The organism is Pseudomonas sp. Ag1, assembly GCF_000278565.1.
GTDB lineage: Bacteria > Pseudomonadota > Gammaproteobacteria > Pseudomonadales > Pseudomonadaceae > Aquipseudomonas.
Genome location: NZ_AKVH01000085.1, coordinates 14,815 through 40,731 on the forward strand (window position 1 = coordinate 14,815; position 25,917 = coordinate 40,731).

The following is a 25,917-nucleotide window of genomic DNA, read 5'->3' on the forward strand; positions in this document are numbered from 1 at the left end:
AGCGCCTTCGCAGGTAGATAAATGTTTTTGTGCACCTTGGCGCCGAACCTGGGTAACGACCACTGAGGCGCGGCAGGCCCGTTTCCGGACCTGCCGCCGGGGCACAGGCTGTTATAGCCTCAGTGTTGCTCTCTCCCGCTCGGACAGGCGAATCAGCAGGGCCTGGCGTTGCTCAATCCTTTGCTTGGCCAAGACCACGGCTTGCGCCTCGTACTGCGCACCAAACGCCGGATAGCGATCCTCCAGGGCTTCAGCCTCGCGGGCCTGGGTCTGGGCCAGCGTCGTAAAGTCAGCCGCGTATTGCTTCTGCACGTAGTCGACCCAGTACTGGCGCGTGACCAGATCGGCCGTGAACGCCTCGGTCGCCTCCCGGGCGATGATGCTGGCGTAGGCCTGGTCGATATCGGCCTGTTTCACTTGGGAAAGGTTGCGGTACAGCATGCCGGACGGCTGGCGCGGCAACTCCAGGCGTTGGGCCAGGCCGATGCGGTAGGCCAGGCGAATTTCCGCCGGGTCAACACTGGGCTTTAGGCTGACCACGCGGCTGGCGGTGGCTTCAGTCTGTTCCAGGCGGATCATGCTTCTGGCCAGCTTGAACAGCGCCGCGCCTTCTTTTCCGGGCTCCACGGTTTCCAGGGCCTTGAACTCATAGACACTGACTTCAAGGTCGCTGAACAGCAGGATCCAACCGTCACCGCAGGTCGCGTTGATCCGCATGCCGCGAGCCTTGCCGAACAGTTGCTCGCGCAACGCCGGACGTTGCTCGGCGGCCTCCAGCACCTCCCATACCCGGCGCGTCAACTCAGGGCGGTCGGTGATGAAGTCCTGGGCGTTTTTCAGCTGGGAAATGATGTAGAAGAAATCCTCACTGTCGTCAGCGCTCTTGAGCGACTCCCAGACTGCGTGTTTGCTGGAGTCGGCCGCCACGCCAGCAAACCACTGGGCCTTCTGTGCTGCGGGCGTCAGCAGCTCCGGATGCAGCTCACCGCTCAGATCCGCTTCCTCGTGACTGGTACTGAGGAGGAAGCCATCGAGCTCGCGATCAATTTGCTCCCGGGTATAACCCAGGCCGAACCCCGTTTCCTCGAGGAAGTCGCTCAGGCGCTCGAACACGCGTTCTTCCAGCCCGTTGTCCGTCAGGTTGGTGTTGCTCATCAGGAGGTTGTGGCGAGGTAACAGGGCATCGTCCGGGATGGTCTCGATCTGGTTATTGCTGAGGTCGAGGGTGCGCAGTCGCGGCAGTTCCAATGCCCCGGCCGGCCATTCCTCCAGGACGTTGTTGTGCAGGTCCAGGTTTGTCAGCCCGCGCAGGCCGCTGACATCAAGGCTGGCCAGGGTGTTTTCGCCGAGGTCGAGCCATTCCAGCGCGTTTAACGGGCCAAGCAGTGCCTGTAGCTGCGCAGCGTCGCGCAAATCATTGTAGGTGGCTTCGAGATGAGTCAGCGCCGTGTATTGGTTGATCACCTCGGGCAGGTGCGCCAGGCCATTCTTGTTGAGCACAAGCCGGCGCAGGCGGGGGAAACTGCCCAGGAACCCATTGGACCCCTGCTCCGTCAGCTTCACCTCGGTAAGGTCGAGCACGCTGACGTGGCTCATTGAAGCCGGCAACGTCGGCAGGTCGCCGAGATACAACCCGGACAGGTCCAGTACCTCGCGCCCGTCCACCGGCGGCACCTCGGGCCGGGCACGCAGGTTGTGGCGCCAGCTTTCAAGGAGCCGGCCGGCGGCACGACGACGGTCGAGGGCACTGACCCAGCCGCCCCCCTCGCGATAACCCTCGGTGTCGATCCAACTGTTCAACACCCGGCTCAAGCGTTGATGCTCGGCGTGCAACTGCACCAGGCGTGTGTCGACGCCGGTGGCGCCCAGGCCGGCGGCCAGCCATTCATCAATGCGCGCCACCGCCTGGGCACTGCTCAAGGCAGGATCCAGTTGTTGCAGGCGCGCCGCCGGAGTGAGGCGTGCTTGCGCGTCGACGTTCTCGACGTGCAGGGGCAACAGCAACTGGCCGGGGTCGTCGGTGACCCTGACCGGGAAATACTCCGGATCGCCGCCGGTCCGGCCGATGCGCAGCTGTTCCTGGGGAATGCCCAGCGGCTTGTGCAGGTAGATTTCCGGCCCCACCAACGGCAGTAATTCCACATCAAGGCCCAATGGATTTTCCCGCAGGGTGCGTTGCGCAAAGGCCAGGATGTCGGCGCAGGCCCGGGCATTCAGTCGGCAACCCCGCAGGTTGCTCTTGAGCATCAGCGTGTCGTGGCCGGTGAGCGCCTGGGCGGGCACCCGGGTGATAGCGCTGTGGCTCAGGTCCAGGCTCTCCAGGACTGGCAAGTCCAGGACACCCTCGGGCCATTCGGTGATTCCAGTGCGGCTGAGGTTCAAGTGGCGCAAGGCGTTGAGGCCACGCAGATCCAGGCTCGCGACACGGTTGTATTGCAAGTCCAGGGTTTCAAGAGCCGTCAGGCGGCTCAAGCGTTGCTGGATGGACGGGATGATGCTCAGTTGGTTGTGGGAAAGATCCAACTGGCGCAGGGCGGTGAAGTTGTCCAGGGCCGAAGGCAGCTGTGCCAGGTTGCTGGCACTGAGGTTCAAGTCTTCAATGGCGTTGAATGCGCCGAGAAAGTCATTCAGCGCCTCAATGGAAACCCGGGTGCCGCTCAGGTTGACCTGTTTGACATGGGCGAACGCGGCCGCCGGCAACCCGGGCAAGTCGCCCAGCACGCCCCCCGACAGGTTCAGTGTGGCGGTCGGCAGGTTGGAGCGCGCCGACATGCCCGACGTCGCAAGCCGCGGCCCCAGGCCTTCACGCCAACTGTCCAGGAGCCGCTCGGCGGCGCGCTGGCGGTAAAAGACATCCACCTGCCGGCGGTCAACCCGCAACTCCCTGGCCGCCCACTCCTCCAGGTCCCGGCTCAGGGCGAGCTGTTCGTCGAGTACCTGGTGAGTGCGAGCCAGTATCTGTTCAGTGGTCAGACCCTGCTGCCGGAACTGAGAGACAACGTCTATGCCAAACCCCCAGTGCACATTTTTCAAGCGGTCCATCACGCCTTCACAGTAACCCTGCACCAGGGCTTGCTCATTGAGCAGGTGAGCCGGATTGCCCCGCACATGTTCATACACCGCCATGAATTCCCGGCGGTCAAACGCGGCCCACCGCAGGTTCAGGCCGCGCCACAGGCGTTCATGCCCGATGAGCATCGACGGGGGGACCGAACGGATGTTTGTTCGCCACAGGTCGAGCCTCTCAAGGTGCTCAAGTGACGTCACCCCCTGTGGCCACTCCTGCACCGAGCCCTCCATGCGCAACGAGCGCAGGTGCGTGAGGGGACTGACGTCCAGGTTTTGCGAAAGCCCCGCGACGGACAGGTTGTGCAAGCGCTCCATTGCCCCCAGGCGTTGAATGAAGGGGACCGAATAGGCCACGTCCCGACCATTCAACATCAGTTGGTTGAGATCGACGAAGCGGTTCAGCCCGTCGACCAGTCCGGTGCCCGGCGTTGCGTCAAGAAACACCTCGAGGTGTCGCACCCGGGAAAACTGATCGGCCAGACGCACGCCCTGATCACCCAACAAAAGCTCGGCATGTGCGCTCAGCGCCTGCACATGGGAAAAGTCTGCACTCAGGCGCGGAAGGTCAGTCACGCTGCCCAACGACAGAATGCTCTGGGGCGGCCGCTCGCGGTAAATGCCCTGGCGCCAGCATCCTATGATGTCGGCCGCTACCCGTTGTTGCTGGCTGGCCCCGCCCGCCTGCCCGGCAGCAGCGGCGGTCCACTGATCAAGCTCTGCCTGCAACAGGTCGAACTCACGCTGGCGGTTTCCCAACAGGGTGAAGATCTGTTGGGCGCTTTCACCGGCCTGCAATCGGCTCAGGACAAAATCGCTGGCCTGCCCGGCGTTGAGGTTCGGATAGAGCGCCTGCACCCTCGCCGTCAGCGATGCATCCACGTCAAAGCCTTTGCCCCGACCGCTCAACGGGTAACCCAGGACACCCCCCGCCCCCGTCAAGACGGGTCGCGAACGCGGTGCGCGCAGGCCGAGCACATTGGACATTTGGCTACGGCGGCGGGTGGCATAACTGGCCACCGCCTGTTGCAGTTCCCGGTCCAGGGTCGCCACGGGCATGTCCAGGCCAGGTCGGGCCGCGGCGGGGATCGCATGCACGACGGACTGGAAGAAATTACGCCGCCCGGTGGTCCGGCTGTTCAGCGCGACACCGCGCTCGTCGTAGGCCTGGAAGGCTTCGCCCTGCTTGACCAGGTATCTGCGCAGCGGCGCATCTTGCGGGCCAATGCTGTTCAGTAACGGTCCTTCGACAGCCTGAAAGCGCACTTCCAGGCGCAGATTGGTGGGCCAGCCCGGCAAGTGTTGCAGGCAATGCAGGGCCAGGCGGTCAGTGTCGGCACCGGCGTCGGCCTGACGATGCAGCCCCGCCAGGGCACGGCTCAGGCGGCCTTGTTGGACTGCGCGGCGAGCGGCATTGTCCAGGCGCGCCGAGGCTCCACGCTGACTGCGCAGTTGCAAGCGCTCCTGTTCGCTGGCGGTATCAAGAATTTCCTGGATGGCTCGCCTCGACAATCCAGGGAAGCGCCGTTGCAGCACCGCCTCTTCGCCAGCCAGCGGCGCCGTATCCGCCACTGGCTGGCTGCGGAACTGCTCCAGGGTATCGGCCAGCACGGCGGGCAACGGCCTGCCTTCGATATACGCCTTGCGCAACACGTCATCCTGGACCCCACTGATATCCCCAATAATGCCCAGTGTCGTATCAGAGAATTCTTCAGTGGCAGGCCCCAGTCGTCGCAACAGGGTCAAGCGGTCCCATTTGAAGGGCTGCTCATGCACATGCCGCCAGGCACCGGCGTTGTTGTGTTCAAGGATCGGTTGGTAAGCCTCGGGATTATCCGGGTGTTTGATCCGCCACTTGCGGATTCGGCTGTCGAAGACCTTTTCATGCAGGTTTTCGCCGATACGCACATAAATCTTGCCGCCTGTCTCGTACTGGCCCCGGGCATTGGGCTTGAGAGCCGGGGCCAGCACCACCTCGCTGCGGTACGGCGCCAGGTCCGGTTTCCACAGCCGAGCCTCACCACTGGGCAGTTTGACCGGTACCAGGCCATCCACCCAGCGGGACACCTGGATTTTCGGCGCGCGACCGGCCAGGGCCGTCGAACCGCCGAGGGCGGCCATGAAGGCCACGTTCAGCGCCACCGACTCCAGATGTCCCCAGGCGGCATCGATGTCGCCTTCCTTCCACGCCTCGATGCCATGGTAGACCTCCAGGCCCAGTTGCACAGCCGTGACCGCCAGCATCACCTCCCCCAGGCCGGGCACGACAAAGGCCGCCACGTTCAGCACATTCAAGCCAATACTCAGCCAATGTTCGTGGCGTTCCTGGGCAGCCTTGCGATCCGCCTCGGCGGTGGGTACGGCGAGCGTTCTGGCGTTATCTTTCAGGCGTTGCAGGTGGTTGTCATAGAGTGCTCCGAACAGCTCGCCACTGATCAGGCTTTCGCGGCGCGCCAGGTTGATGTTCGGGTCGTAGATCTGCTCCATGTAGCCTCGGGAATTCCACTCGAAGGTAAAGAGCTTGGTCTTCAGTCGTTGCAGGAAAGCCGGGGCTTCGTCTTGCGGCACCAGGCTGGCAAACAGCCGCTGATACTCCGGGGAGCGCAGGTTGATCGCCAGTTCCGCCTCGAATGCCTTTATCGACGGGTATTCCTTGAGCGGGCACAACGGCGCACCGGGGATCCACGCCACCAGCCGCTGGTCAGCCGCGGCCGGCACCAGCAACTCCCCTAGCGAGGCGCCGGGCACCAGCACAGTGCCCCAGCCCAACGGCTGCCGGGCATCTGCCATCGCGCCGACGCCCGGCCCGATCAGTACGACTTCACCCACCTTGCAGCCGAGAATCGCCAATTGGCTGCAGGCAACGGGCTTGCCATCCAACTGCGGCCGTTCGGTACCGGCCAGCAAGGCGTTGAGCATGGCATAGGCACTGTCGCTGATTTCGTTCTTCATCCGCGCCGTGTGCAGCCTGACGGCCAGCAGTTTCTTGTGCGCCTCGATCATCTGCTCGCGCACCACGGCCTTGGTGCCCGCCCCCTCGAACACTTGTTGCAAATGCGCCTGGTATTGCCGGCCCAGGTCCAGCGTGCGGCAGAGCGCGGCAAACTGATCCGGGGTGACGGCGAGCTTTTCGCGGTAGCGATAGCGGGCCCGGCGTGAATGGTCGTTCAGAATTTCGCCGTAGTACTCGGTGAACAACGCCCCTTCGGGGGCCAGCGCGCTGGTTTGCTCAAGGGCGATATCGGCAAAGTCTTCATTGCCTTCAAAGTTGAGCAATGCTGCCTGCAACAGCGAATGCTGTTGCGGCACCTGACGGTAACGCAGGTAGTGCAACTGATGCTTGTGGACGTCCGGTACCTCACCGAACCGTTTGCGCCAGGCGTCTTCCAGCAGCGGCTGGGCGAACTCGGTGATGCCCTTGAGGCCGTCGAGAGTCTTGGCCAGCCGCTCGTGGGCGCGGCGACTGGCCAACTGGCTGTCGGCGAATGCCTGGCGCAACCCCTGGGGCGCGTTACTGAGCCAGGCAGGTGGTGCATCCTCGGGGACGCGCCCGGGCAGCAGGCCCGGCTTCAAGCGTCGGATGTCCGCAGCCGCGCTGCGGGCAATCCAGCCGGGCAAGCTGTTCTTGATCAATGCGGTGTGTAGCCCCTGCTCTGTCGGGGCGGGTAAGGTTGGCATGCGCTCGTTCCTGATGACTCTGTTAAGGAGTCCCAGTACAGCGAACGGGCCAACCGCCAGGGCGGTAGATAGCTACAGCCGGTGTTTTGCGGGAACTTGGCTATCCTCATCCATGGGTTTGATCCCTACCGCGAGGCCTTTATGGACGATTCCAACAACAAGCCACCGACTTTCTGGCAGATGCTTCACAGCGTGATGGCAGCCGCCTTCGGGGTGCAGAGCGGGAAGAATCGCGCCCGCGACTTTACCCATGGCAAGCCCAGCCACTTTGTCATCCTGGGTATTGTGTTTACCGCCGTGTTTGCCTTGACCCTGTTTGGCATCGTCAAGCTGGTGCTGCACCTGGCCGGTGTTTGAAGCCGGTCAATGCATCAGCAGTTGCAGGCTGAACGGATAGCGATAGGTGGCTGGCTTGCCCTGGGCTGACAGTGCTCGAAAGTCGACGCCGTAGTCCTCGCGCCCCTGCATCTCTAAAAGGCGCGAGGCTTGTGGCGGATCAATCAATCGAAAGAGCCCAAGCTTGCGCTCACGCCCACCGTACTGCGCCATGCCCAGGCCGCGGGCATCGTCATGCAGCACCACCATCGCCCAGCCGCCAAGGGTGAAATGCCCGGCCACCAGCACACTCAGGCGCCCCTCAAGGCGCGCCTGCAACGCTTCGGGCGAACTGTTGACCGCGCTGAACAACACGTCCGTGCCCGGCGTGCGCCCGCTGCCTTTGAGTGCATCCATTGCCCCCAGCGCCATTTCATCGTTGGCCGCCCACACCAGCGCGGTCTGCGGGTAGCGTTTGAATAACTGCGTGGCCTGGTCGAAAGCGCGCTGGCGACTCCACTCGCCATACACCAACTGGCGCAGGCGCACCTGCGGATGATCCGCCAGGGCGCGCTGCAAGCCTCGCTCGCGCAGTTGCGCGGCGGGAGTGGTCTTGGCCCCGGAGAACGCGATCAGGTCGAGGGTCTGGCCGGGGGCGACAGGCCCATGCAGGCGCAACAACTGGGTGAGCATCAAGTAGCCCGCCTGTTCGTCGTCGGCGACCATGCTGCCGATCCAGTCAGGGTATTTGCCGGCGTCCAGCAGTTGAGTCTGGTCCGCGGTCAGCGCGTTGTTGACGATCAGCAGCTTGACCCCGCTGCCCTGGGCCAGGCGCAAGATCTGTGGGGCGATGTACTGCTCGTTGACCAGCACCAGGTAGTCCGGGCGCTCGGCGCCTTGCAGGGCTTCACGGGCCTGCACCAGCGTGGTCTCGGGATTGCGCTCGGAATAGCGCACACGCAAATCCAGGCCGAGGTCCCTGGCGGCGGCCTGCATGAATTGCGCGTAGCTGACCCAGAAGGTCTCGGTCGAATTGCCAGGGTTGAGAAACACCACCGACGTCGCCTGGGCGATGGCCCAGAACGGCATGCTCAGCACCAGCAAGCACTTGCAGAGAACCTTCAACATCGTTGCCTGAGCCCTTCGGAATGACGGCCCATGATAATGGCATCAGGCCGGTCAATCTCGGCTAATTGCCGATTGTCGACAACAAGGCTCGATAACGCCCTTTTATTGATGGCTGACCCAGAACACGGCAGTGGAAACCACCAGAATAATCAAGAACAGAATGGCCCACGCATCGACACTGCTGTCACTTTTGCGCGCTTTGGTCGGATTGCTCATAGCATCGCCTCTTGTCGGTTTTATAGGTGATTGCACAAAGACACGAGCACAGTAAAGTTCATGATTGCCCGCATGACAAATGTGGGTATCGCGATAACCGTTCTCATTAGGCCATTTGGTTATTTGCATATACTCAAACATCACTTTTGCGCATAAACGCAAACTGGTATCGTGCGCCGGCTCCGTTGGGAGTGCGCGGCCGTGCGCGCAGATTTGCCGAGAACAGGACCTATATGTACGTATACGACGAATACGATCAGCGCATCATCGAGGACCGCGTCAAGCAGTTCCGTGATCAGACCCGACGCTATCTGGCAGGTGAACTGAGCGAAGAAGAGTTCCGCCCTCTGCGCCTGCAAAATGGCCTTTATGTTCAGCGCTTTGCGCCGATGCTGCGGGTTGCCGTGCCTTATGGCCAACTGACTTCCCGTCAGACGCGCATGATGGCCAAGATTGCCCGCGACTTCGACAAGGGCTACGCCCACATCAGTACTCGCCAGAACGTTCAGTTCAACTGGCCGGCCCTGGAAGACGTGCCGGACATCCTGGCTGAATTGGCCACCGTGCAGATGCACGCCATTCAGACCAGCGGTAACTGCCTGCGCAACGTGACCACCGACCAGTTCGCCGGCGTTGCCGCTGACGAGCTGATCGACCCCCGCCCATGGTGTGAAATCGTCCGTCAATGGACCACCTTCCACCCGGAATTCGCCTACCTGCCGCGCAAGTTCAAGATCGCCATCAATGGCTCGACCTCGGACCGCGCCGCCATCGAAGTGCACGATATCGGCCTGGAGCCGGTGCACAACGCGGCGGGCGAGTTGGGCTTCCGTGTGCTCGTAGGCGGTGGCCTCGGTCGTACGCCGGTAGTGGGTGCCTTCATCAACGAATTCCTGCCGTGGCAGGACCTGTTGAGCTACCTCGACGCGATCCTGCGGGTCTACAACCGCTACGGCCGTCGTGACAACAAGTACAAGGCCCGGATCAAGATCCTGGTAAAAGCGCTGACCCCCGAGGTGTTCGCCCAGAAAGTCGACGCCGAGATGGAACACCTGCGCGGCGGCCAGACCACCCTGACCGAGGCCGAAGTGCACCGCGTTGCCAAACACTTCGTCGACCCGGACTACAAGGCCCTGAGCAATCAGGACGCCGCGTTGGCCGAGCTCGATGCGCAGCACCCGGGTTTCGCCCGCTGGCGCACCCGCAACACCCTGGCCCACAAAAAGCCGGGCTATGTGGCCGTGACCCTGTCGCTGAAACCTACCGGTGTTGCACCGGGTGACATCACCGACAAGCAACTGGACGGCGTCGCCGACCTGGCCGAGCGCTACAGCTTCGGCCAACTGCGCACCTCCCACGAGCAGAACATCATCCTCGCCGATGTTGAACAGTCTCAACTGTTCACCCTGTGGGGCGAGCTGCGCGAGCAGGGTTTTGCCACGCCGAACATCGGCCTGCTGACCGACATCATCTGCTGCCCGGGCGGCGACTTCTGCTCCCTGGCCAACGCCAAGTCGATCCCGATTGCCGAATCGATCCAGCGCCGTTTCGACGACCTGGACTACCTGTTCGACATCGGCGAGCTGGACCTGAACATCTCCGGATGCATGAACGCCTGTGGTCACCACCACGTCGGCCACATCGGCATCCTGGGCGTGGACAAGAAAGGCGAAGAATTCTACCAAGTGTCCCTGGGTGGCAGCGCCAGCCGCGATGCGAGCCTGGGCAAGATCCTCGGCCCGTCCTTCGCCCAGGAAGCCATGCCTGACGTGATCGGCAAGCTGATCGACGTGTACGTTGAACAGCGCACCGAAGATGAGCGTTTCATCGACACTTACCAGCGCATCGGCATTGACCTGTTCAAGGAGCGCGTCTATGCAGCGAATCATTAAGAACAACGAAGTCCTCGACGAAACCTGGCACCTGCTGCCCAAGGATGCGAGCTTCGATGGCATCTCCAACTGCGACGACCTGATCGTGCCACTGGCCCTGTGGCGCGAGCACGCTCACGCCCTCAAGGCCCGCGACGGCGGCCTGGGTGTGTGGCTGGACGCCGATGAAGAAGCCGAAGAGATCGGTGATGACGTGGAGCACTTCCAGGTCATCGCCCTGAACTTCCCGGCCTTCACCGACGGTCGCAACTACTCCAACGCCCGCCTGCTGCGTGACCGTTATGGTTACAAGGGCGAGCTGCGGGCGATTGGCGATGTGCTGCGCGACCAGTTGTTCTACCTGCGCCGCTGCGGGTTCGATGCCTTCGCCTTGCGCGCGGACAAAGACCCGTATGAAGCGCTGGAAAGCCTCAAGGATTTCTCGGTGACGTACCAGGCCGCGACGGATGAACCGTTGCCGTTGTTCCGCCGCCGGTAACCGCTGGAAGTCGTTTAAAAATACCCCTCATTGAGGGGTATTTTTTTGCCCGGCTTTTCTATCGATTCTCAAGCGTCAGAGTGACCAGCGCATCGTCGTTGAGGTCGGCGGCAAACTTGCCCATCAGTCGCACCAGGTCGTCGATGTCCTGCTGTTCCCAGGTGGCGAAAATGGCCATCCCCATTCGCGTACGTGCCTCATCCACCCGATCCGTCATTGCCTTGCCCTGCGGGGTGATCACCGACTCGCGAACCCGGCGGTCCTTGGCATTTTCCTGGCGGTCGACCAAACCGAGGCTTTCCAGCTTCGCCACCTGGCGGCTGACCGTGGTGTAGTCGCGTCCCACGCGGTCGGCCAGCTCCACAACGCCGATCGGCCCCAGCCGCTCCACCAGCACCAGCAGCGGAAACAGTGCCCGATCAAGGGCGATACCCGCCTCCCGGACCATCACTTCGTCGCGCTGCGGCCGGTTCATGGCACCGACAATTTCAATCAGCGCCCCGTGAAGCTCGCGAATCTGAAGACCTATAGGTGTATTTTGCACGCTTTCTGTTGACACGGAATCTTCCTTGTTCAAATATATGTGCATATTACATATAAAGGCAGTCCAGATGAAAGAGCAATGTGCAGTCGACGTTCTGATTTGTGGTGCCGGTGCGGCCGGTTTGACCCTGGCGATCGACCTGGCGCGACGAGGCATTTCCTTCCGACTGATCGAAAAATCCCCCGCGCCGTTCCACGGCTCGCGGGGCAAGGGTATTCAACCCCGCACCCTGGAAATATTCGAAGACCTCGGCATTCTCGACCGGATCACCGCTGCGGGCGACGTCTACCCGCCCGAGCGGCGATACAACGAAGATGGCAGCCACATCGACGCCGAGGTTATCGAGCTCTCGGCGCCAACGTCAGCCGAACCTTATCAGCAGCCTATGATGCTGCCGCAGTTCCTCACCGAACAGGTGATGCGCGAGCGCCTTCTGGAATTGGGGCACCGCCCGGCGTTTGGCTGCGAGTTAGTCAGCTTCGAGCAGGACAGCCACGGCGTGACCGCATATTTGGTCGGCAACGAAGGCGAACAGACACTGCGTGTACGTTGGCTCATTGGCGCAGACGGCGGCCGCAGTGTGGTACGCCGCACGCTGGACATCGGATTTCCTGGGCAGACCCTCGGGGTCCGTGCCATCGTAGCCGATGTGCTTATGACCGGCCTGTCGCGTGACTACTGGCACCGGTTCAGCACTGAGTGCATGACAATGCAGGTCGCAATCTGCCCATTGGCGGGGACCGAGCTGTTTCAGATACAGGCGCCGATTCCGCTGGACACAGAAGTTGACCTCAGCGCTGAGGGGCTCATGAACATGGTGGCAGAGCGCACGGGTCGGCAGGACATTCATATCGACTCTGTCTCCTGGGCGTCGGCCTACACGATGAATGCGCGGCTGGCCGATCACTATCGCGTAGGACAGGTATTTCTTATCGGCGATGCCGCGCACATCCACCCACCCACCGGCGGCCAGGGCCTCAATACCAGCGTGCAAGATGCCTATAATCTGGGCTGGAAGCTGGCGGCGGTGACGGCCGATGCGCCCGAAGCGTTGCTCGACACCTATGAGGAAGAGCGACGGCCTGTGGCAGCCTCGATGCTCGGCCTGTCGACCAGGCTGCTGGACGGAATGAAAAAGGGCGACATGCGCCGCGGCCGCGAGGTGCACCAACTCGATATCGGGTATCCCCACTCCTCGCTCGCAGTGCAACCGGCAGAACGAGAAGGCCGCTTGCTCGCCGGTGACCGGGCGCCCGATGCAACCGTGCGGGACGCCAGCGGCCATTCGTCCCGGCTATTCAAGCTGTTCCAGGGCGCGCATTGGACATTGCTGGGCTATGAGGTGGAACGCGGGTCACTGAAGCCTGCAGCCGGGCTGCATATCCATCGCTTCGGGCCGGGCGGCGACCTGGTGGATGATCAGCGACAGTTCAATGACGCTTACAACCTCGACCATGGCGAATGGGTGCTGGTGCGCCCCGATGGCTACGTCGGCGCGATCTTCACAGACGTTGAGAAACTGCACGGCTACCTCGCCCAAGTTGGGCTCAGCGCCGAGGCGTTTTAATGTCGAGCTCAGGCAGTTGGCTGCAACGCCAACTGCACCGCGCCATCAACACTCAAGCCGCTGATCAATACCTGGGGAGCACACGCCTCAGGCAGCGTCTGCAACACCTCCTGCGCCTCATGCCGTACGCGGGCCAGCACCAGGCATTTGCCCTCCCCTCGCACCTGTACGAAAAATGCCTGCAATGCCTCGATGCTGGTGCCGTCCAGGTCGGGGGATTCTTCCAGGCTGAGCACTACCGTGTGCACCGGTAACGTAGCGTGCCGCGTCAGGCTCAACACCGCCCCCAACACTCGCTCGGCATTCGCGAAGAACAGCGCTTCACTGGGCCGCACGATCAGCACACCGGGGATCCGTTCGGCGCTCGGGTGATGCAGCAAGTCGACAAAATCATGTCCGCCGTCAATGCGCCCCAACTCGCGCACGTCCGCCGACGACATCTGGCGCAACATCAACACCACGCTGATTCCGACGGCCACCAACAACCCATCCAGCACCCCCAGCACCAACACCGCTGCCACCGCGCAGATCACCAGCAACCGATCGCGGCGCCAGGAGAAATAGCGGCCCAAGGGCTGCAGGCTCAGGCCACGACTCAAGGCATAAATGACGATGGCGGCAAGTACCGGCTCCGGCGTCAGCGCTACCCACGGCAGCACAGTCAAGACGATCACCAACACCACCAGCGCCGCCACGACTCCCGCCAGCCGCGAGTTGGCACCCGCCGCCTCATTGGCCGATGTCGCCGAATACCCGGCGCCGGTGGGCATGCCCTGGAACAGCCCGGACAGCAGGTTGGCGGCCCCCAGCGCCAGCAGGTCACGGTTGGATGACACGCGATCACCATGCTTGAGGGCGAAGGAGCTGATGGAGCCGTAGGACTCGGCGTAAAGAATCATCACCATGGCAAACGCCAACTCTCCCAGGCGCAGCCAGTCGGCGAACGGCAACACCGGCAAATGCGCCAGTTCCAGACGCAGGTCGATGACGCCGATCAACGCCACGCCATGGGCCTGCAGATCCAGCCACTGGCCGGCGGCAATCCCGAGGATCACCACCAGCAACCCGCCCGGCAGGCGCCGAACTCGTGCGCATAGCCAGAGCAGCAGCAACGCGACGCCCGCGACGGCAGCGGCGGCCCAGTTCCAGCGCGGCAGTTGCTCCAGGAGCTGGGGCAGGAAGCGAATCAGGTTGTTGTCGGTCAGGTGCACGCCCACCACGCTGGCCAACTGCTTGAGGATGATCGTCAGCGCCAGGCCAAAGGCAAAGCCACGCAACACCGGCTTGGCGATAAACGAGGTCAGCCCGCCCAGCTTGAGCATCCCGGCCAACAGGAAAAACGCCCCCGTCACCAGTACCAGGCCCATTGCCAGGCTCAGCCTGAGTGCCGGGTCATCCCCCGCCAGCGTTGCCGTGGCCGCCGCCAGCACCGCTGCCGAGGACGATGTGGCAGAGACAATCGCGAAGCGGCTGGTGCCAAACAGGCCGTAGCACAACAATCCGGCAAACAAGGCGATCACGCCCGCCTGGGGCGGCAACGCGGCGATGCTGGAATAGGCCACGGCCTCGGGCAGCAACAGGCCGGCGATGGACAGGCCGGCCAATAAATCCTGGACGCGGCTCTGTCGGGTTTCAGTGGTCAATCGGGCCTACCCATCCTGGCAAGTAACGGGCTTCCTGGCTGCGGGCCAGGGTCATGGCCTTGCCCATCAACTTGGGGCTCAGGTCGCCGATCAGGTCGCTGCCGATACGGCTGCGGAAAAAGTCGGCCCAGAGAAACTCGCTGAAAGGCGCGGCGTCCTTGGCATACCCGCCGGCGGTACGCAGCAGGCCCGCGAGACTGCGGTAGGGATCATCCTGCAAATCGGTAATCCTCCGGGGAATGGCGTCGTAGGAGCGGCGGATACCCCGCGCATCATAGGGATGCACCCATTGGTTGAAGGTCATGACGTTCCAGAACGTAGTACGCTCGACAAACGACAGGTCCTTGAGCACCAGCAACGACACACTCTTGACCTCTTCCTGCAACAACGCCAGGCCGAAGTGATGATGGTCGGTGATGTAGTAACGCTCGTCCGGCCCAATTACACAGGGAAACCAATGCTGGTCGAGTGCGGCGGCGCGCTCCTTGCGCTTGAGCTTTTTCCAGGCCTCGCGCTTGGTCGCGACCTCGGCGAGGCCCACCGTCAATTGAGTGGGGTGCAGCTTTTCCAGCTTGCCGGTGATCAACTGCGGGCGGGCGCGAGCCATGAACAACCTCCAAGTAAGAATTCGACGTGCCCTGTCAGACACCCGCGACAAGCTTAGCCGTGATTGATCGCCTGGCGTTGATACTTATCAGCACCTTGCGGCGTGCAGGCACAAAAAAAGGCCGACTCGCGTTATGGCAAGTCGGCCTTTTTTCACAGCGCCCCGGGGATCAGGACATCAACGAGTAGATCAGCGCGGTGATTGCCACCAAGCCCACCGCCGTGACGAACACGTTGGACGCCTGGCCACGGTACTTGGCCATCGCCGGTACCTTGCGGATCGCGTACATCGGCATCAGGAACAGGATCGACGCAATGATCGGCCCGCCCAGGGTCTCGATCATGCCGAGGATGCTAGGGTTGAGGGTCGCGACGATCCAGCACACCACCAGCATGAAGGCAGCCGTCATGCGGTCCAGGGTCTTGGCAGCCGGGCGACGGCCACTTTTAAGCACCAGGCCCTTGAGGCCTTCACTGGCGCCGATGTAATGGCCCAGGAACGACTTGGCAATCGCCACAAACGCGATCAGCGGCGCGGCGAACTCGATGGTCGGGTTGCTGAAGTGGTTCGCCAGGTAGGACAGGATCGACAGGTTCTGCGCCTTGGCTTCGGCCAGTTGCGCCGGCGACAGGGTCAGTACGCAACTGAACACGAAGAACAGCACCATCACCACCATCAGGATGTGTGCCCGGGACAGGATCTGCGAGCTGCGTTCCTCGGCGTGTTCGCCGTACTGGCGCTTCTGGTCCACCGCAAAGGCCGAGATGATCGGCGAATGGTTGAACGAGAACACCATCACCGGAATCGCCAGCCACAGCGTGTGCAGCAGCGCCGACGGGGCCGGCACGGTGCTGGCGGTACTGAGGATGCCGCCGTTCCAGTGCGGCACCAGGTACACGGCGAGGAACAGCAAGGCGACGATAAACGGATACACCATCAGGCTCATGGCCTTGACGATCACCTGCTCGCCACACCGCACCACGGCCAGCAGGCCGAGGATCAGCACCAGCGACAGGATCGCCCGCGGTGGCGGCGCGATGTGCAGTTGATGCTCCATGAAGCTGCCGACGGTGTTGGTCAGCGCCACGCTGTAGATCAGCAGGATCGGGAAGATCGCGAAGAAGTACAGCAAGGTGATCGCGGCGCCGGCCTTGAGGCCGAAATGTTCTTCGACCACGTCGGTGATGTCCGAGCCTTCACGGCCCGAGAGCACAAAGCGGGTCAGGCCACGGTGCGCGAAAAACGTCATCGGGAATGCCAGCAGCGCGAGGATCACCAGCGGCCAGAAACCGCCAAGGCCCGCGTTGATCGGCAGGAACAAGGTGCCGGCGCCGATGGCCGTACCGAACAGGCCGAGCATCCAGGTGGTGTCCTGGCGGCTCCAGCTTGTGAGGGTTGCAGGTGTCGTTGCGTAGCGTTCGTCGACGCTATTGGCCTGATCATTCATCCGTTCGGATCTCCGCATTCACTCAGTCGAGACGAGTCAGAAAAACCTGACAGGCAGCGCCACGACCGAAACAGGGGCGCGATTGTCCGGGATTCGCTTGAAGAAGCAAAGACTTAGCTGAGGAATGGTTGTGCAGTGCAGAGGATTGAAGACGTTTCCGGCAGGGTCAATTTTACATTTCACAAGAAATCTATTTTATAAATTCATCCCGTCATGTATTTTTAAGGCACGCCTCTCACTGGACTACCTGCCATGCCAATCGTGCGCATCGACCTTCGGAAAAACCCCGACGTCACCTACGCCAAGCGCGTCGGCGTATTGATCTACAACGCCATGCACACGGCCATCGGCGTGCCTGAACACGACAACTTCCAGATCCTCACCGAGCACGATGAACACCACTTCATCTATGACCCGGAGTACCTGGGCATCCAGCGCACCGACAGCCTGGTGATCATCCAGATCACTCTGAACGAAGGCCGCAGTACCGAGCAGAAAAAGCTGTTGTACAAGACTATCGCCGAGAGCTTGAACCGTGAACTGGCGGTGCGCCTGGAAGATGTGTTTATCAGCCTGGTGGAGGTCAAGAAGGAAAACTGGTCGTTCGGCAACGGGATCGCGCAGTACGCCAGCTAAACGTTTTATGATGCCACCCATCCCTGCCACCACCTGATCCAGAGAGCCCTCGATGCCACGCGTGTCCCGAAAACAAGCCGAACTCAACCGCGAAATCATCGTCGAGGCCGCCACGCGGCTGTTTCGTGAACGGGGCATCCATGGCATCAGCGTGTCGGACGTGATGGCCGCCGCCGGGCTGACCCATGGCGGTTTCTACGGGCACTTCGAGTCCCGCGAGGCGCTGGCCACGGAAGCCTGCAACCGGGCATTCGAGCAATCGAGCGAGCGCTGGCAGGCCAGGGTCGAGCAAAGCCCTGATCCCGAGGCTGCGCGCCTGGCGTTGATTGATCCGTATCTGTCGGCCGCCAATCGTGACAACCCCGGGGACAGTTGCCCGGTAGCGGCGTTTGCCGGGGAGATATGTCACGAAGCGGTCGACAGTCCGCTGCAGCAGAGCTTTATCCAAGGCTTTGAGGCATCCGTGGGGATCCTGAGCGCTACCCAGGCGACCGGCACACCTGAGGGTGACCGCCAGGCCGCCATTGCCCAGTACGCGATGATGGTAGGAGCAATTACCCTCGCCCGTGCGACCAAGGGAAACAGCCTGTCTGATGAATTCCTCGAAGCAGCCAGAAATCTGCTGATCCCGCAAAAAAACCTCGACTGACGCGTTGACAGCCAAACGCCAGCGCCAGCATGATCGGCCCATGAACCTTATTCAGCTGGCCCTCACCCGCACCACCACCACGACCGCTTCCGGCGGGTCGTGTGGTAGCGGTGAGTGGCGCACAAACTAAGCCACCCGGATTTACCCAAGGCCCCGCCAGCAATGGACGGGGCCTTTTTATTGCTCCGCCATCTGGCAAACACAAGGAGCAGTACCATGCCTGACAACAAGCGCCCCGCCCTGCTGATCATCGACATGCAGACCGGTCTGTACGATGGTCCGGAAAAACCCTACGAACGCCAGCGCGTACTCGACAACATCAACCAGCTGATTCAGCGCGCCCGACACGCTGGCGTGCCGGTTTTCGCTGTACGTCACACCGGCCCTGCGGGTTCGCCCATCGAGGTGGGCAGCCCGTTTTGGCAACTATGGCCAGCACTGGAGGTTGATGAAGCTCGCGACACGGTTTTCAATAAAACCCGGCCCAGCTGTTTTCTCGGCACCGCGCTGTCGCAGCAACTGGCGGCGGCACAGGTGAATGAACTGGTGATCGTTGGGATGAAAACCCAGTACTGCATCGACACGACGTGCCGAGTGGCCGTAGAGCTGGGGTTCTCGGTGCTGCTGCCGGAGGATGCCCATACTTGTATGGACACCCCGGCGTTATCGGCCGCATCGATTATCGAGCACCATAACGCAACCTTGGCCGGGGCATTTGTGCAGCGTGTGAAAGCTGACGATATCTACTTCTAAAGCCTGGAGCTTTACCTAAGCCGAGGTTCTCAATACGTTGCGCAGTTCGCCATTGATCGCGCTCTGCGCAACAGCCAGTTGCTCCACCAGATCACCGGCTGCGTGCGCCGTTAACGCAATCACTGGGCGGTCCCAGTCGTAATTTCTTATTACATTGATGCGGAACCCACCATGGGTATCGAAGGAGGGGTACCAGCCGACATCCAATATAAGCCCACCGGCGTATTCAACCTGAAGCATGTCCTCTTTCAACAGGTGAACCTGACTCTCCATCGCCCCATCCTGCAAGATGGAGAGATCATCATGGGTGACATTTCCGTCAATAAAGCCTAGTGAGATCAACTTGTTAACCTCCTGAATTCCTGCTCGGAAATCGGATGACCATGTATGACGCCCGCGCTTGACTCAATTCGAACCCAGTAGCTGGGCTTGCCATCACTGGCACCTATGACTTGCGGATACTCCCTGAGTTTCCAGGGTTTTGCATGAGTGCTTGGCACTCCATTTTTATAGGCTTCTCGCTCAAGCTTTTCAATATTTATACCGGGCTTGTATTTGGCCGGGCCGTATCGGGTGCTGCTGACAATATCTTCCCAAGCTAGGTTTTTTGATGGGCTGTGCTTGTAGCCATAAGGGGTCCACTCGACGATTTCGGGGGTGGCAGGAACATGCATCCATGACGTCTCTGCTAAGGAAAGTCGTCGAAGTCTGCGGCAGTAAAAAGGACTGGGACGAGCGGTCTGGAAAATCAGATTAGGCTGGTGAGAAATGAAATTTTTCTGCGGTAAAGAAACGATCGGGACTACAAATCCCGCATAATCCAAGCCTCTAATCCTTCAGGAAGAACCTTCCGATGCCCGTCACCGTTCTGGTCCTGGTTGAAACCATCAACGACTACCTGCCGATCATCGAAGGCAATGGCTTTCACGTGATTCTTGCGCCCACCCCGGCCGAACGCGCCAAGGCCATCAAGACCCACGGCGGGCAGGTCCAGGCGGTGCTGACCCGTGGCCCGCTGGGCCTGTACGCCGAGGAAATCGCCGCGCTGCCGCTGCTGGAGATCATCTGCGTGATCGGCGCCGGGTATGAACACGTGGACCTGCAAGCCGCCAGCAACCGTGGAATCGTGGTCACCAATGGCGCCGGGGTGAATGCGCCGTCGGTGGCCGACCACGCCATGGCTTTGCTGCTGTGCCTGGTGCGGGACATTCCCCGGGCGGACGCAGCAGTACGGCGCAGCGAATGGCCCAAGATAATGCGCCCTTCCCTGGCCGGCAAACAGCTGGGCATTCTCGGCCTGGGGGCCGTGGGCCTGGAAATCGCCAAGCGGGCTGCCCTGGGTTTTGGCATGGAGGTGAGTTATCACAACCGCCAGCCCCGCGAAGATGTGGACTACACCTACTGCGCCACCGCCGTGGAACTGGCGCGGGCCTCGGACTTCCTGATCCTGGCCACCCCGGGCGGCGCCAGCACGCGACATTTGATCGACCGCCAAGCCCTCGATGCGCTGGGCCCCAACGGCTTCCTGGTGAACATCGGGCGCGGCAGCGTGGTGGTCACCACCGACCTGATTACCGCCCTGGAGCAACGGCGCATCGGCGGCGCGGCACTGGACGTGTTCGACGATGAACCCAACGTGCCCGACGCGCTCAAGCGCCTCAGCAATACCGTGCTCACGCCCCACGTCGCCGGCCTGTCACCGGAAGCCGCCCATGACACCGTGCAGCGCGTGGCGGACAACCTGCTGGAATACTTTGCCGGCCGCCCTGTGCTGACGCCCGTGGCACTGCCTCCGCGAAAATAATGGCCAATAGCCATAAATCCTTGCAAAACCTGACTACACTGCCTGAGGGGATACTCAGGATGCCGGTACTGGATCGGCGAAGGAACGCAGGATGGTTTGCCAAGGACCCGGCTCGGCCCGCCAACGCGGCGCAATAGGACTGATGGGTGCGATGACCCTGGGGATCGCACTGTTGTTCCTGTTGCTGGTGGTCGACAGCGGCCGGCTGTACTTGGAAAAGCGCAAGCTGCAACGGGTTGCCGACACCGCGGCGCTGGAAGTGGTCACCCGCGGCGGCGCCTGCGTGACGCCGAATACCAACGCCGCGCAATTCGCGATCCAAAGCGCAGCCCGCAATGATTTCCCGCTGAACGAAGACCGTACCCTGGCGACCACCTGTGGCACCCTGGTCACCGGGGCTGACTTCATGCGCGCCTTCAGCCCCAATCCCTCAAGGTCCGATGCGATCCAGGTCATCGCCACCCACCGCGTCGTCACCAGTATCGCCAACCGCCTGTTCATGCTGCTCTCCACCGGCCCTTTCGAGCCGACCATCCGGTTGCAGGCAGTGGCCGTGGCCGCCGTGCCCGCGCCACCGGTGGCCGTACTGACCATCCGCAGCACCTTGCTGACCGTGGACAGCACCAAGTCCGCCGCACTCAATGCGTTGATCGGCGGACTGCTGGGGGGCAAATTGCAACTCGACGCGGTGGGCTGGAAGGGCCTGATCAATACCGATATCAACCTGCTCAGTTACCTGGACGCGCTGGCGATTCAATTGAAGGTCAGCGCCGGCAACTACGACGAGTTGCTCAAGACCGACGCCAGCGTCGGCGATCTGATCCAGGCCGCGATAGATGTACTCAAGCTGGGGGGCGATGCGGTCAAGGTGGTGATCAATAACCTGGAAGCGATCAAGCTGATTGCACCCGGCACCAAGATCCTGCACCTGGGCGACCTGCTGACCATCCAGAACGGCACCGACAAGAGCGCCCTGGACGTTAACCTGCAACTGTTCAACCTGATCCAGGGGTTTGTGCAACTGTCGAACAAGTACAACGCGGTCGCGGTGGAGTTGCCGGTGGATGTGCTGGGACTGCTGAATATCACGGTCAAGACCAAGGTCATTGAACCGGCACAGGTTTCCGCCATAGGTAACCCCAAGCTGATCGCCACCCAGCCGATCTACGTCAGGACCGCGCAAGTCAGGACGTTGATCTCGGTGAAACTGCCGGCAATCGGCGCGGTGAACGATTTACTGGGCGGGGTAACGGCGCTGGTGGGCATCTTGTTAGGCAGCTCCTTTGACCCCAAAATCGGCCAGCAAATCGATGTAGCACTGGAAGCCGCCAGCGGCAGCAGCACGGTCACCGGATATCGCTGCAACGGGCCTGCGGACAAAGCCTTGTCGGTGCTCGGTACCACCTCGGCGGTTAGGCTGATGGTGGGCCAGATCGACCCAAAAAACCTGTTTTCCTCCACAGCACCACTGAACGTTGACGAATTCCCATTACTCGACCTTGGGGTGAAGACCTGTAGCAACGGTGTCTGCGATCCCCGGCAACCGTATGGCGTGGGTGGCATCAGCCTGAAGATCGACAGCAGCGTGGCCAAGACCGTCCGGAACCACACTTACCTGTCGCCGCCCGAGGTGAAAAGCCCCCCGGACTACTTCAGTTTCAGTTCCAACAACGTGGTGGGCAGCTTGAGCAACACCCTCAATGGCATCCAGTTGATCAACCATCCACCGACACAGGGCGGACTGATTGGGCTGGTGCTGAACCTGGTGGTCGGCCTGATCACCGGCGTACTGAATCTGCTCAGCGGCATCATCTCCGGACTGCTCAGCCCGCTCCTCGACCCGCTGGTCAATAACCTGCTCGCCGGCCTGGGCATCGACCTGGCAAAAGTCGAAATCGGTGCCAACCTGTCCTGCAACCCCGGCGGGCGCGCAGTTCTGGTGATCTGAGCACATCAAGCCCGCTGATCATCGGCCAACACGCTAACCTATTAAGCCGCCCCAACCTTGTGGCTTGGCGGCCGCGCGCATTAGATTAGCCAATAGTCCAAGGCCTTAAGAATAAGCAGAAGGGATAAGCATGGCGCTTAATGACCAATCGACCCAGATTCGCCCCGGCGAAGAACTTGATGCCAGCCTCATCGATCCCTACCTCAAGGCCCATATCCCGGGCTTGAGCGGCAGCGTCAAAATCAGCCAGTTCCCCGGGGGGGCCTCCAACCTGACGTACCTGCTGGAATACCCCGGCCAGGAATTCGTGCTGCGCCGCCCGCCCTTTGGCCACAAGGCCAAGTCCGCCCACGACATGGGCCGCGAATACCGGATTCTCAACCAGCTCAAGGACGGTTTCCCGTATTGCCCCAAGGCCTACGTGCACTGCACCGACGAGTCGGTGATCGGCGCCGAGTTCTACGTGATGGAGCGGGTCAACGGGATCATCCTGCGCTCGGACCTGCCGCCGGAACTGGGCCTGGACGCGGCGAAAACCGAAGCCTTGTGCAAAAGCTTTATCGACAAGTTCGTCGAGCTGCACCAGGTCGACTACAGCGCCTGCGGCCTGGCCGACCTGGGCAAGCCCGAAGGTTATGTGGAGCGGCAGATTCGCGGCTGGAGCGACCGCTACGAAAAAGCCCTGACCCCCGACGCCCCCAGCTGGGAAGCGGTACGTGCCTGGCTCAACGACAAGATGCCGGCCGACCACCCCACCTCGAGCATCGTCCACAACGACTACCGCTTCGACAACGTGATCCTCGACCCGCATAACCCGATGCAGATCATCGGCGTGCTGGACTGGGAACTGACCACCCTCGGCGACCCGCTGATGGACCTGGGCAACACCCTCGCCTACTGGATCGAAGCGGCCGACCCGGCCCCGGTGCAACTGATGCGCCGCCAGCCGAGCAACGCCCCCGGCATGCTTACCCGCCGCCAGTTCGTCGACTACTACGCCGAACGCTCCGGGATCCAGATCGACAATTTCGACTTCTACTACACCTACGGCCTGTTCCGCCTGGCCGGCATCGTGCAGCAGATCTACTACCGCTTCTTCCATGGCCAGACCCAGGACAAACGCTTTGCGCAGTTCATTCACATGAACAAGCTGCTTGAGCAGATGAGCCTGAATGTCATCAAACAGTCTTCCCTCTGACCCTCTTCAAGGAAAAACCATGTCCAAGACCCAACTGTTCGACCTCGACGGCAAGATCGCTTTCGTTTCCGGCGCCAGCCGCGGTATCGGTGAGGCCATCGCCAAGTTGCTGGCCCAGCAAGGCGCCCACGTGATCGTGTCGAGCCGCAAGATCGACGGCTGCCAGCACGTGGCCGACGCGATCATCGCCGACGGCGGCAAGGCCACGGCAATTGCCTGCCATATCGGCGAAATGGAACAGATCACCAACGTGTTTGCCGCGATCCGCGAACAGTTCGGCCGCCTGGACATCCTGGTCAACAACGCCGCCACCAACCCGCAGTTCTGCAACGTGCTGGACACCGACCTGGGCGCATTCCAGAAGACCGTCGACGTGAACATCCGCGGCTACTTCTTCATGTCGGTGGAAGCCGGCAAGCTGATGCGCGAGAACGGTGGCGGCAGCATCATCAACGTGGCCTCGATCAACGGGATTTCGCCGGGCGTATTCCAGGGCATCTACTCGGTGACCAAGGCCGCCGTGATCAACATGACCAAAGTCTTCGCCAAGGAATGCGCGCCGTTCGGCATTCGCTGCAACGCGCTGCTGCCGGGCCTGACCGACACCAAGTTCGCCTCCGCGCTGGTGAAGAACGACTCGATCCTGAAAATGGCCCTGGCGCAGATCCCCCTCAAGCGCGTGGCCGACCCGAGCGAGATGGCCGGCGCGGTGCTGTACCTGGCCAGCGACGCGTCGAGCTACACCACCGGTGTATCGCTGAATGTAGACGGTGGTTTCCTGTCCTGATTCGGCTGGCGGGTGACTTGCGGTAATCTTGCGGGTGATTGCTTGCCTCTGGATGAAACATGGAACTGCACGTCGTTATCAAGGGCCGCAAGGACCTGGCCGAACAGCTTTACCAGCAACTGCGCACGGCCATTGAGTCGGGACAACTGGTGGCCGGGTCGCAATTGCCTCCCAGCCGCTTGCTGGCCCTGCAACTGGGCGTGTCGCGCAAGACAGTCTCAGACACCTACGCGGCGCTGACCTACGAAGGGTTGTTGGTCGGCAGGATCGGCCGTGGCACGTTCGTCAACGCCTGGGCCACGCGCCGCGAACACCTGCAAAGTGCCGCCGACCTTGCCTGCGCCGCCAACCTGGCCAAGTGGCAAGCCCTTCCCGCGCCCATGGGTCACCCCAACCGTGAAACCCGCCCGAGCCGGGACTTTATCGGCGGCGCCACCGCCCGCAGCCAGTTCCCCCAGGATGAATGGCGGCGCTGCACCCTCGATGCCTTGCGCCGTATCTCACAGGACAGCGGCTTCTACAGCCGGCCGGAAGGCTTGCCGGCCCTGCGCAATGCAATCGCCGGGCATATCGCATTTTCCCGTGGGGTCAGGTGCAGCGAAGACGACATCGTAGTCACCAACGGCGCCCAGCAGGCGCTCGACCTGATCGCCCGCGTGGTGCTGGAACCGGGCACCGTCGTCGCCATGGAAGACCCCGGCTACACCCCGGTGCGACTGATGTTCGACGCCATGGGGGCGACCGTGGTGGGCGTGCCGGTGGACGAACACGGCCTGCGGGTCGACTTGATTCCCGACGGCGCGCGGCTGATCTACGTGACACCGTCCCATCAGTTCCCGCTGGGCATGCCCATGAGCGTGCCGCGCCGTGAGGCGTTGCTGGCACGTGCGCTGGCGTTGGGCGCCATCGTGATCGAGGATGACTACGACAGCGAATTCCGCTACGAGGGCCGCCCCACCGACTCCCTGCAAAGCATGGACACCCGCGGCGTGGTCGCCTACGTCGGGACCTTCTCGAAAACCCTGCTGCCGGAGTTGCGCCTGGGCTACACGGTGTTGCCGCCGGCGATTTTCGGCGCGGTGCTCAAGGCCAAGCAACTCACCGACCAGCACAGCTCCACCCTGCCGCAATGGGCCCTGGCCAAGTTCATCAGCGAAGGCTACCTGCTCAAGCACATTCGGCGCTGCCATGGGGTATATGCCGGGCGCCGGGAACGGATTCTGCAGCGCCTGGCGGGGGACCTCTCGCCGTGGTTCGACGTGGTGCCCACCGTGGCCGGGTTCCATCTGGCCGCACTGTGCAAGGTGCCGGTGAATATTCCGCAGCTTACCCAATTGGCACGGGAGGCTGACGTGGGGCTCTATCCGCTGAGCGTGTTTTTCCACGACACACCGGTACGCGAGGGACTGAAGATCGGGTTTGGCGCGATCGAAACCCTGGACATTGACCCGGCACTGGACGTGGTGCGGGATATCCTGCGACAGATTGGCTGAGGGAATTTCCGCCGGATTGGCTATTGGTCAAATCCGGATCGGGGCCTAGGGTGAACGGGTCTCGACTC

Annotated in this window: 20 protein-coding genes; 12 read left to right on the forward strand and 8 right to left on the reverse strand. The window is 61.9% G+C overall.

The window, feature by feature from the left end:
* Nucleotides 1–111: 111 nt before the first annotated feature.
* Nucleotides 112–6,744, reverse strand: coding sequence for an NEL-type E3 ubiquitin ligase domain-containing protein (locus A462_RS23545; RefSeq protein ID WP_050550301.1), 6,633 nt, complete (start codon nt 6,742–6,744; stop codon nt 112–114).
* Nucleotides 6,745–6,885: 141 nt separating this feature from the next.
* Here A462_RS23545 and A462_RS23540 point away from each other — a divergent pair, with 141 nt between their 5' ends.
* The gene (locus A462_RS23540) at nt 6,886–7,101 is read left to right on the forward strand and encodes a DUF2970 domain-containing protein (protein WP_008432997.1); all 216 of its coding nucleotides are present in this window, start codon (nt 6,886–6,888) and stop codon (nt 7,099–7,101) included.
* Nucleotides 7,102–7,107: 6 nt separating this feature from the next.
* Here the strand turns inward: A462_RS23540 and A462_RS23535 are convergent, their stop codons facing one another.
* Nucleotides 7,108–8,187, reverse strand: coding sequence for an ABC transporter substrate-binding protein (locus A462_RS23535; RefSeq protein WP_008432999.1), 1,080 nt, complete (start codon nt 8,185–8,187; stop codon nt 7,108–7,110).
* A gap of 449 nt (nt 8,188–8,636) precedes the next feature.
* Here A462_RS23535 and A462_RS23530 point away from each other — a divergent pair, with 449 nt between their 5' ends.
* Nucleotides 8,637–10,295, forward strand: coding sequence for a nitrite/sulfite reductase (locus A462_RS23530; RefSeq protein WP_008433004.1), 1,659 nt, complete (start codon nt 8,637–8,639; stop codon nt 10,293–10,295).
* The gene (locus A462_RS23525) at nt 10,279–10,773 is read left to right on the forward strand and encodes a DUF934 domain-containing protein (protein WP_003210798.1); all 495 of its coding nucleotides are present in this window, start codon (nt 10,279–10,281) and stop codon (nt 10,771–10,773) included. The genes A462_RS23530 and A462_RS23525 overlap by 17 nt, the downstream gene beginning before the upstream one ends.
* Nucleotides 10,774–10,831: 58 nt before the next feature.
* Here the strand turns inward: A462_RS23525 and A462_RS23520 are convergent, their stop codons facing one another.
* Complete coding sequence (locus A462_RS23520) at nt 10,832–11,332, reverse strand: MarR family winged helix-turn-helix transcriptional regulator (RefSeq protein WP_032899084.1); 501 nt, start codon at nt 11,330–11,332, stop codon at nt 10,832–10,834.
* Nucleotides 11,333–11,384: 52 nt separating this feature from the next.
* Between A462_RS23520 and A462_RS23515 the strand changes: the two genes are divergently transcribed.
* Nucleotides 11,385–12,884 (forward strand): FAD-dependent oxidoreductase, encoded by a 1,500-nt coding sequence (locus A462_RS23515; protein WP_008433008.1) that lies wholly within the window; start codon nt 11,385–11,387, stop codon nt 12,882–12,884.
* A gap of 8 nt (nt 12,885–12,892) precedes the next feature.
* Here A462_RS23515 and A462_RS23510 read toward each other — a convergent pair whose 3' ends face one another.
* From A462_RS23510 to A462_RS23500, 3 genes are all read right to left on the reverse strand, one after another.
* Nucleotides 12,893–14,527, reverse strand: a complete 1,635-nt coding sequence (locus A462_RS23510) for a SulP family inorganic anion transporter (RefSeq protein ID WP_008433010.1) — start codon at nt 14,525–14,527, stop codon at nt 12,893–12,895.
* Nucleotides 14,517–15,134 carry a ParB-like protein gene (locus tag A462_RS23505; RefSeq protein ID WP_008433013.1) on the reverse strand — a complete coding sequence of 206 codons (618 nt, stop codon included), beginning with the start codon at nt 15,132–15,134 and terminating at the stop codon, nt 14,517–14,519. The genes A462_RS23510 and A462_RS23505 overlap by 11 nt, the downstream gene beginning before the upstream one ends.
* A gap of 169 nt (nt 15,135–15,303) precedes the next feature.
* Entirely contained in the window at nt 15,304–16,581 is a 1,278-nt protein-coding gene (locus A462_RS23500) for a serine/threonine transporter (protein ID WP_008433015.1), read from the reverse strand.
* Between the two features lie 252 nt (nt 16,582–16,833).
* Here A462_RS23500 and A462_RS23495 point away from each other — a divergent pair, with 252 nt between their 5' ends.
* The 3 genes from A462_RS23495 to A462_RS23485 all read left to right on the forward strand — a co-directional run bounded on the left by A462_RS23495 (nt 16,834) and on the right by A462_RS23485 (nt 18,619).
* Complete coding sequence (locus tag A462_RS23495) at nt 16,834–17,217, forward strand: tautomerase family protein (protein WP_008433016.1); 384 nt, start codon at nt 16,834–16,836, stop codon at nt 17,215–17,217.
* A 52-nt stretch (nt 17,218–17,269) separates the two neighbouring features.
* Entirely contained in the window at nt 17,270–17,866 is a 597-nt protein-coding gene (locus A462_RS23490) for a TetR/AcrR family transcriptional regulator (protein ID WP_008433018.1), read from the forward strand.
* Nucleotides 17,867–18,082: 216 nt separating this feature from the next.
* On the forward strand, nt 18,083–18,619 hold the full coding sequence (locus A462_RS23485) for a cysteine hydrolase family protein (RefSeq protein ID WP_008433019.1): 537 nt from the start codon (nt 18,083–18,085) through the stop codon (nt 18,617–18,619).
* A 15-nt stretch (nt 18,620–18,634) separates the two neighbouring features.
* Here the strand turns inward: A462_RS23485 and A462_RS23480 are convergent, their stop codons facing one another.
* Together A462_RS23480 and A462_RS34225 are read right to left on the reverse strand one after the other, a co-directional pair.
* On the reverse strand, nt 18,635–18,961 hold the full coding sequence (locus tag A462_RS23480; RefSeq protein WP_003210784.1) for a hypothetical protein: 327 nt from the start codon (nt 18,959–18,961) through the stop codon (nt 18,635–18,637).
* Nucleotides 18,958–19,443 carry a hypothetical protein gene (locus A462_RS34225; RefSeq protein ID WP_157222831.1) on the reverse strand — a complete coding sequence of 162 codons (486 nt, stop codon included), beginning with the start codon at nt 19,441–19,443 and terminating at the stop codon, nt 18,958–18,960. Before A462_RS34225 ends, A462_RS23480 begins: the two co-directional genes overlap by 4 nt.
* A gap of 29 nt (nt 19,444–19,472) precedes the next feature.
* On the opposite strand from A462_RS34225, the gene A462_RS23475 reads away from it, so the two are divergent.
* From A462_RS23475 to pdxR, 5 genes are all read left to right on the forward strand, one after another.
* A complete protein-coding gene (locus A462_RS23475) occupies nt 19,473–20,423 on the forward strand; it encodes a 2-hydroxyacid dehydrogenase (RefSeq protein WP_008433021.1) in 951 nt (316 codons plus the stop codon).
* Between the two features lie 91 nt (nt 20,424–20,514).
* Nucleotides 20,515–22,371, forward strand: a complete 1,857-nt coding sequence (locus A462_RS23470; protein WP_032899087.1) for a pilus assembly protein TadG-related protein — start codon at nt 20,515–20,517, stop codon at nt 22,369–22,371.
* Between the two features lie 130 nt (nt 22,372–22,501).
* Nucleotides 22,502–23,569 carry a phosphotransferase family protein gene (locus A462_RS23465; RefSeq protein WP_003210778.1) on the forward strand — a complete coding sequence of 356 codons (1,068 nt, stop codon included), beginning with the start codon at nt 22,502–22,504 and terminating at the stop codon, nt 23,567–23,569.
* 19 nt (nt 23,570–23,588) lie between these two features.
* On the forward strand, nt 23,589–24,356 hold the full coding sequence (locus tag A462_RS23460) for an SDR family oxidoreductase (protein ID WP_003210776.1): 768 nt from the start codon (nt 23,589–23,591) through the stop codon (nt 24,354–24,356).
* 59 nt (nt 24,357–24,415) lie between these two features.
* On the forward strand, nt 24,416–25,849 hold the full coding sequence (gene pdxR, locus A462_RS23455) for a MocR-like pyridoxine biosynthesis transcription factor PdxR (protein WP_008433026.1): 1,434 nt from the start codon (nt 24,416–24,418) through the stop codon (nt 25,847–25,849).
* Nucleotides 25,850–25,917 lie beyond the last annotated feature (68 nt).

Excerpts from the sequence above, each read along its gene's own strand:
- A462_RS23545 (WP_050550301.1), bottom strand. The coding sequence starts at position 6,744 with ATGCCAACCTTACCCGCCCCGACAGAGCAGGGGCTACACACCGCATTG.
- A462_RS23540 (WP_008432997.1), top strand. The coding sequence starts at position 6,886 with ATGGACGATTCCAACAACAAGCCACCGACTTTCTGGCAGATGCTTCAC.
- A462_RS23535 (WP_008432999.1), bottom strand. The coding sequence starts at position 8,187 with ATGTTGAAGGTTCTCTGCAAGTGCTTGCTGGTGCTGAGCATGCCGTTC.
- A462_RS23530 (WP_008433004.1), top strand. The coding sequence starts at position 8,637 with ATGTACGTATACGACGAATACGATCAGCGCATCATCGAGGACCGCGTC.
- A462_RS23525 (WP_003210798.1), top strand. The coding sequence starts at position 10,279 with ATGCAGCGAATCATTAAGAACAACGAAGTCCTCGACGAAACCTGGCAC.
- A462_RS23515 (WP_008433008.1), top strand. The coding sequence starts at position 11,385 with ATGAAAGAGCAATGTGCAGTCGACGTTCTGATTTGTGGTGCCGGTGCG.
- A462_RS23505 (WP_008433013.1), bottom strand. The coding sequence starts at position 15,134 with ATGGCTCGCGCCCGCCCGCAGTTGATCACCGGCAAGCTGGAAAAGCTG.
- A462_RS23500 (WP_008433015.1), bottom strand. The coding sequence starts at position 16,581 with ATGAATGATCAGGCCAATAGCGTCGACGAACGCTACGCAACGACACCT.
- A462_RS23495 (WP_008433016.1), top strand. The coding sequence starts at position 16,834 with ATGCCAATCGTGCGCATCGACCTTCGGAAAAACCCCGACGTCACCTAC.
- A462_RS23490 (WP_008433018.1), top strand. The coding sequence starts at position 17,270 with ATGCCACGCGTGTCCCGAAAACAAGCCGAACTCAACCGCGAAATCATC.
- A462_RS23485 (WP_008433019.1), top strand. The coding sequence starts at position 18,083 with ATGCCTGACAACAAGCGCCCCGCCCTGCTGATCATCGACATGCAGACC.
- A462_RS23475 (WP_008433021.1), top strand. The coding sequence starts at position 19,473 with ATGCCCGTCACCGTTCTGGTCCTGGTTGAAACCATCAACGACTACCTG.
- A462_RS23470 (WP_032899087.1), top strand. The coding sequence starts at position 20,515 with ATGGTTTGCCAAGGACCCGGCTCGGCCCGCCAACGCGGCGCAATAGGA.
- A462_RS23465 (WP_003210778.1), top strand. The coding sequence starts at position 22,502 with ATGGCGCTTAATGACCAATCGACCCAGATTCGCCCCGGCGAAGAACTT.
- A462_RS23460 (WP_003210776.1), top strand. The coding sequence starts at position 23,589 with ATGTCCAAGACCCAACTGTTCGACCTCGACGGCAAGATCGCTTTCGTT.
- pdxR (WP_008433026.1), top strand. The coding sequence starts at position 24,416 with ATGGAACTGCACGTCGTTATCAAGGGCCGCAAGGACCTGGCCGAACAG.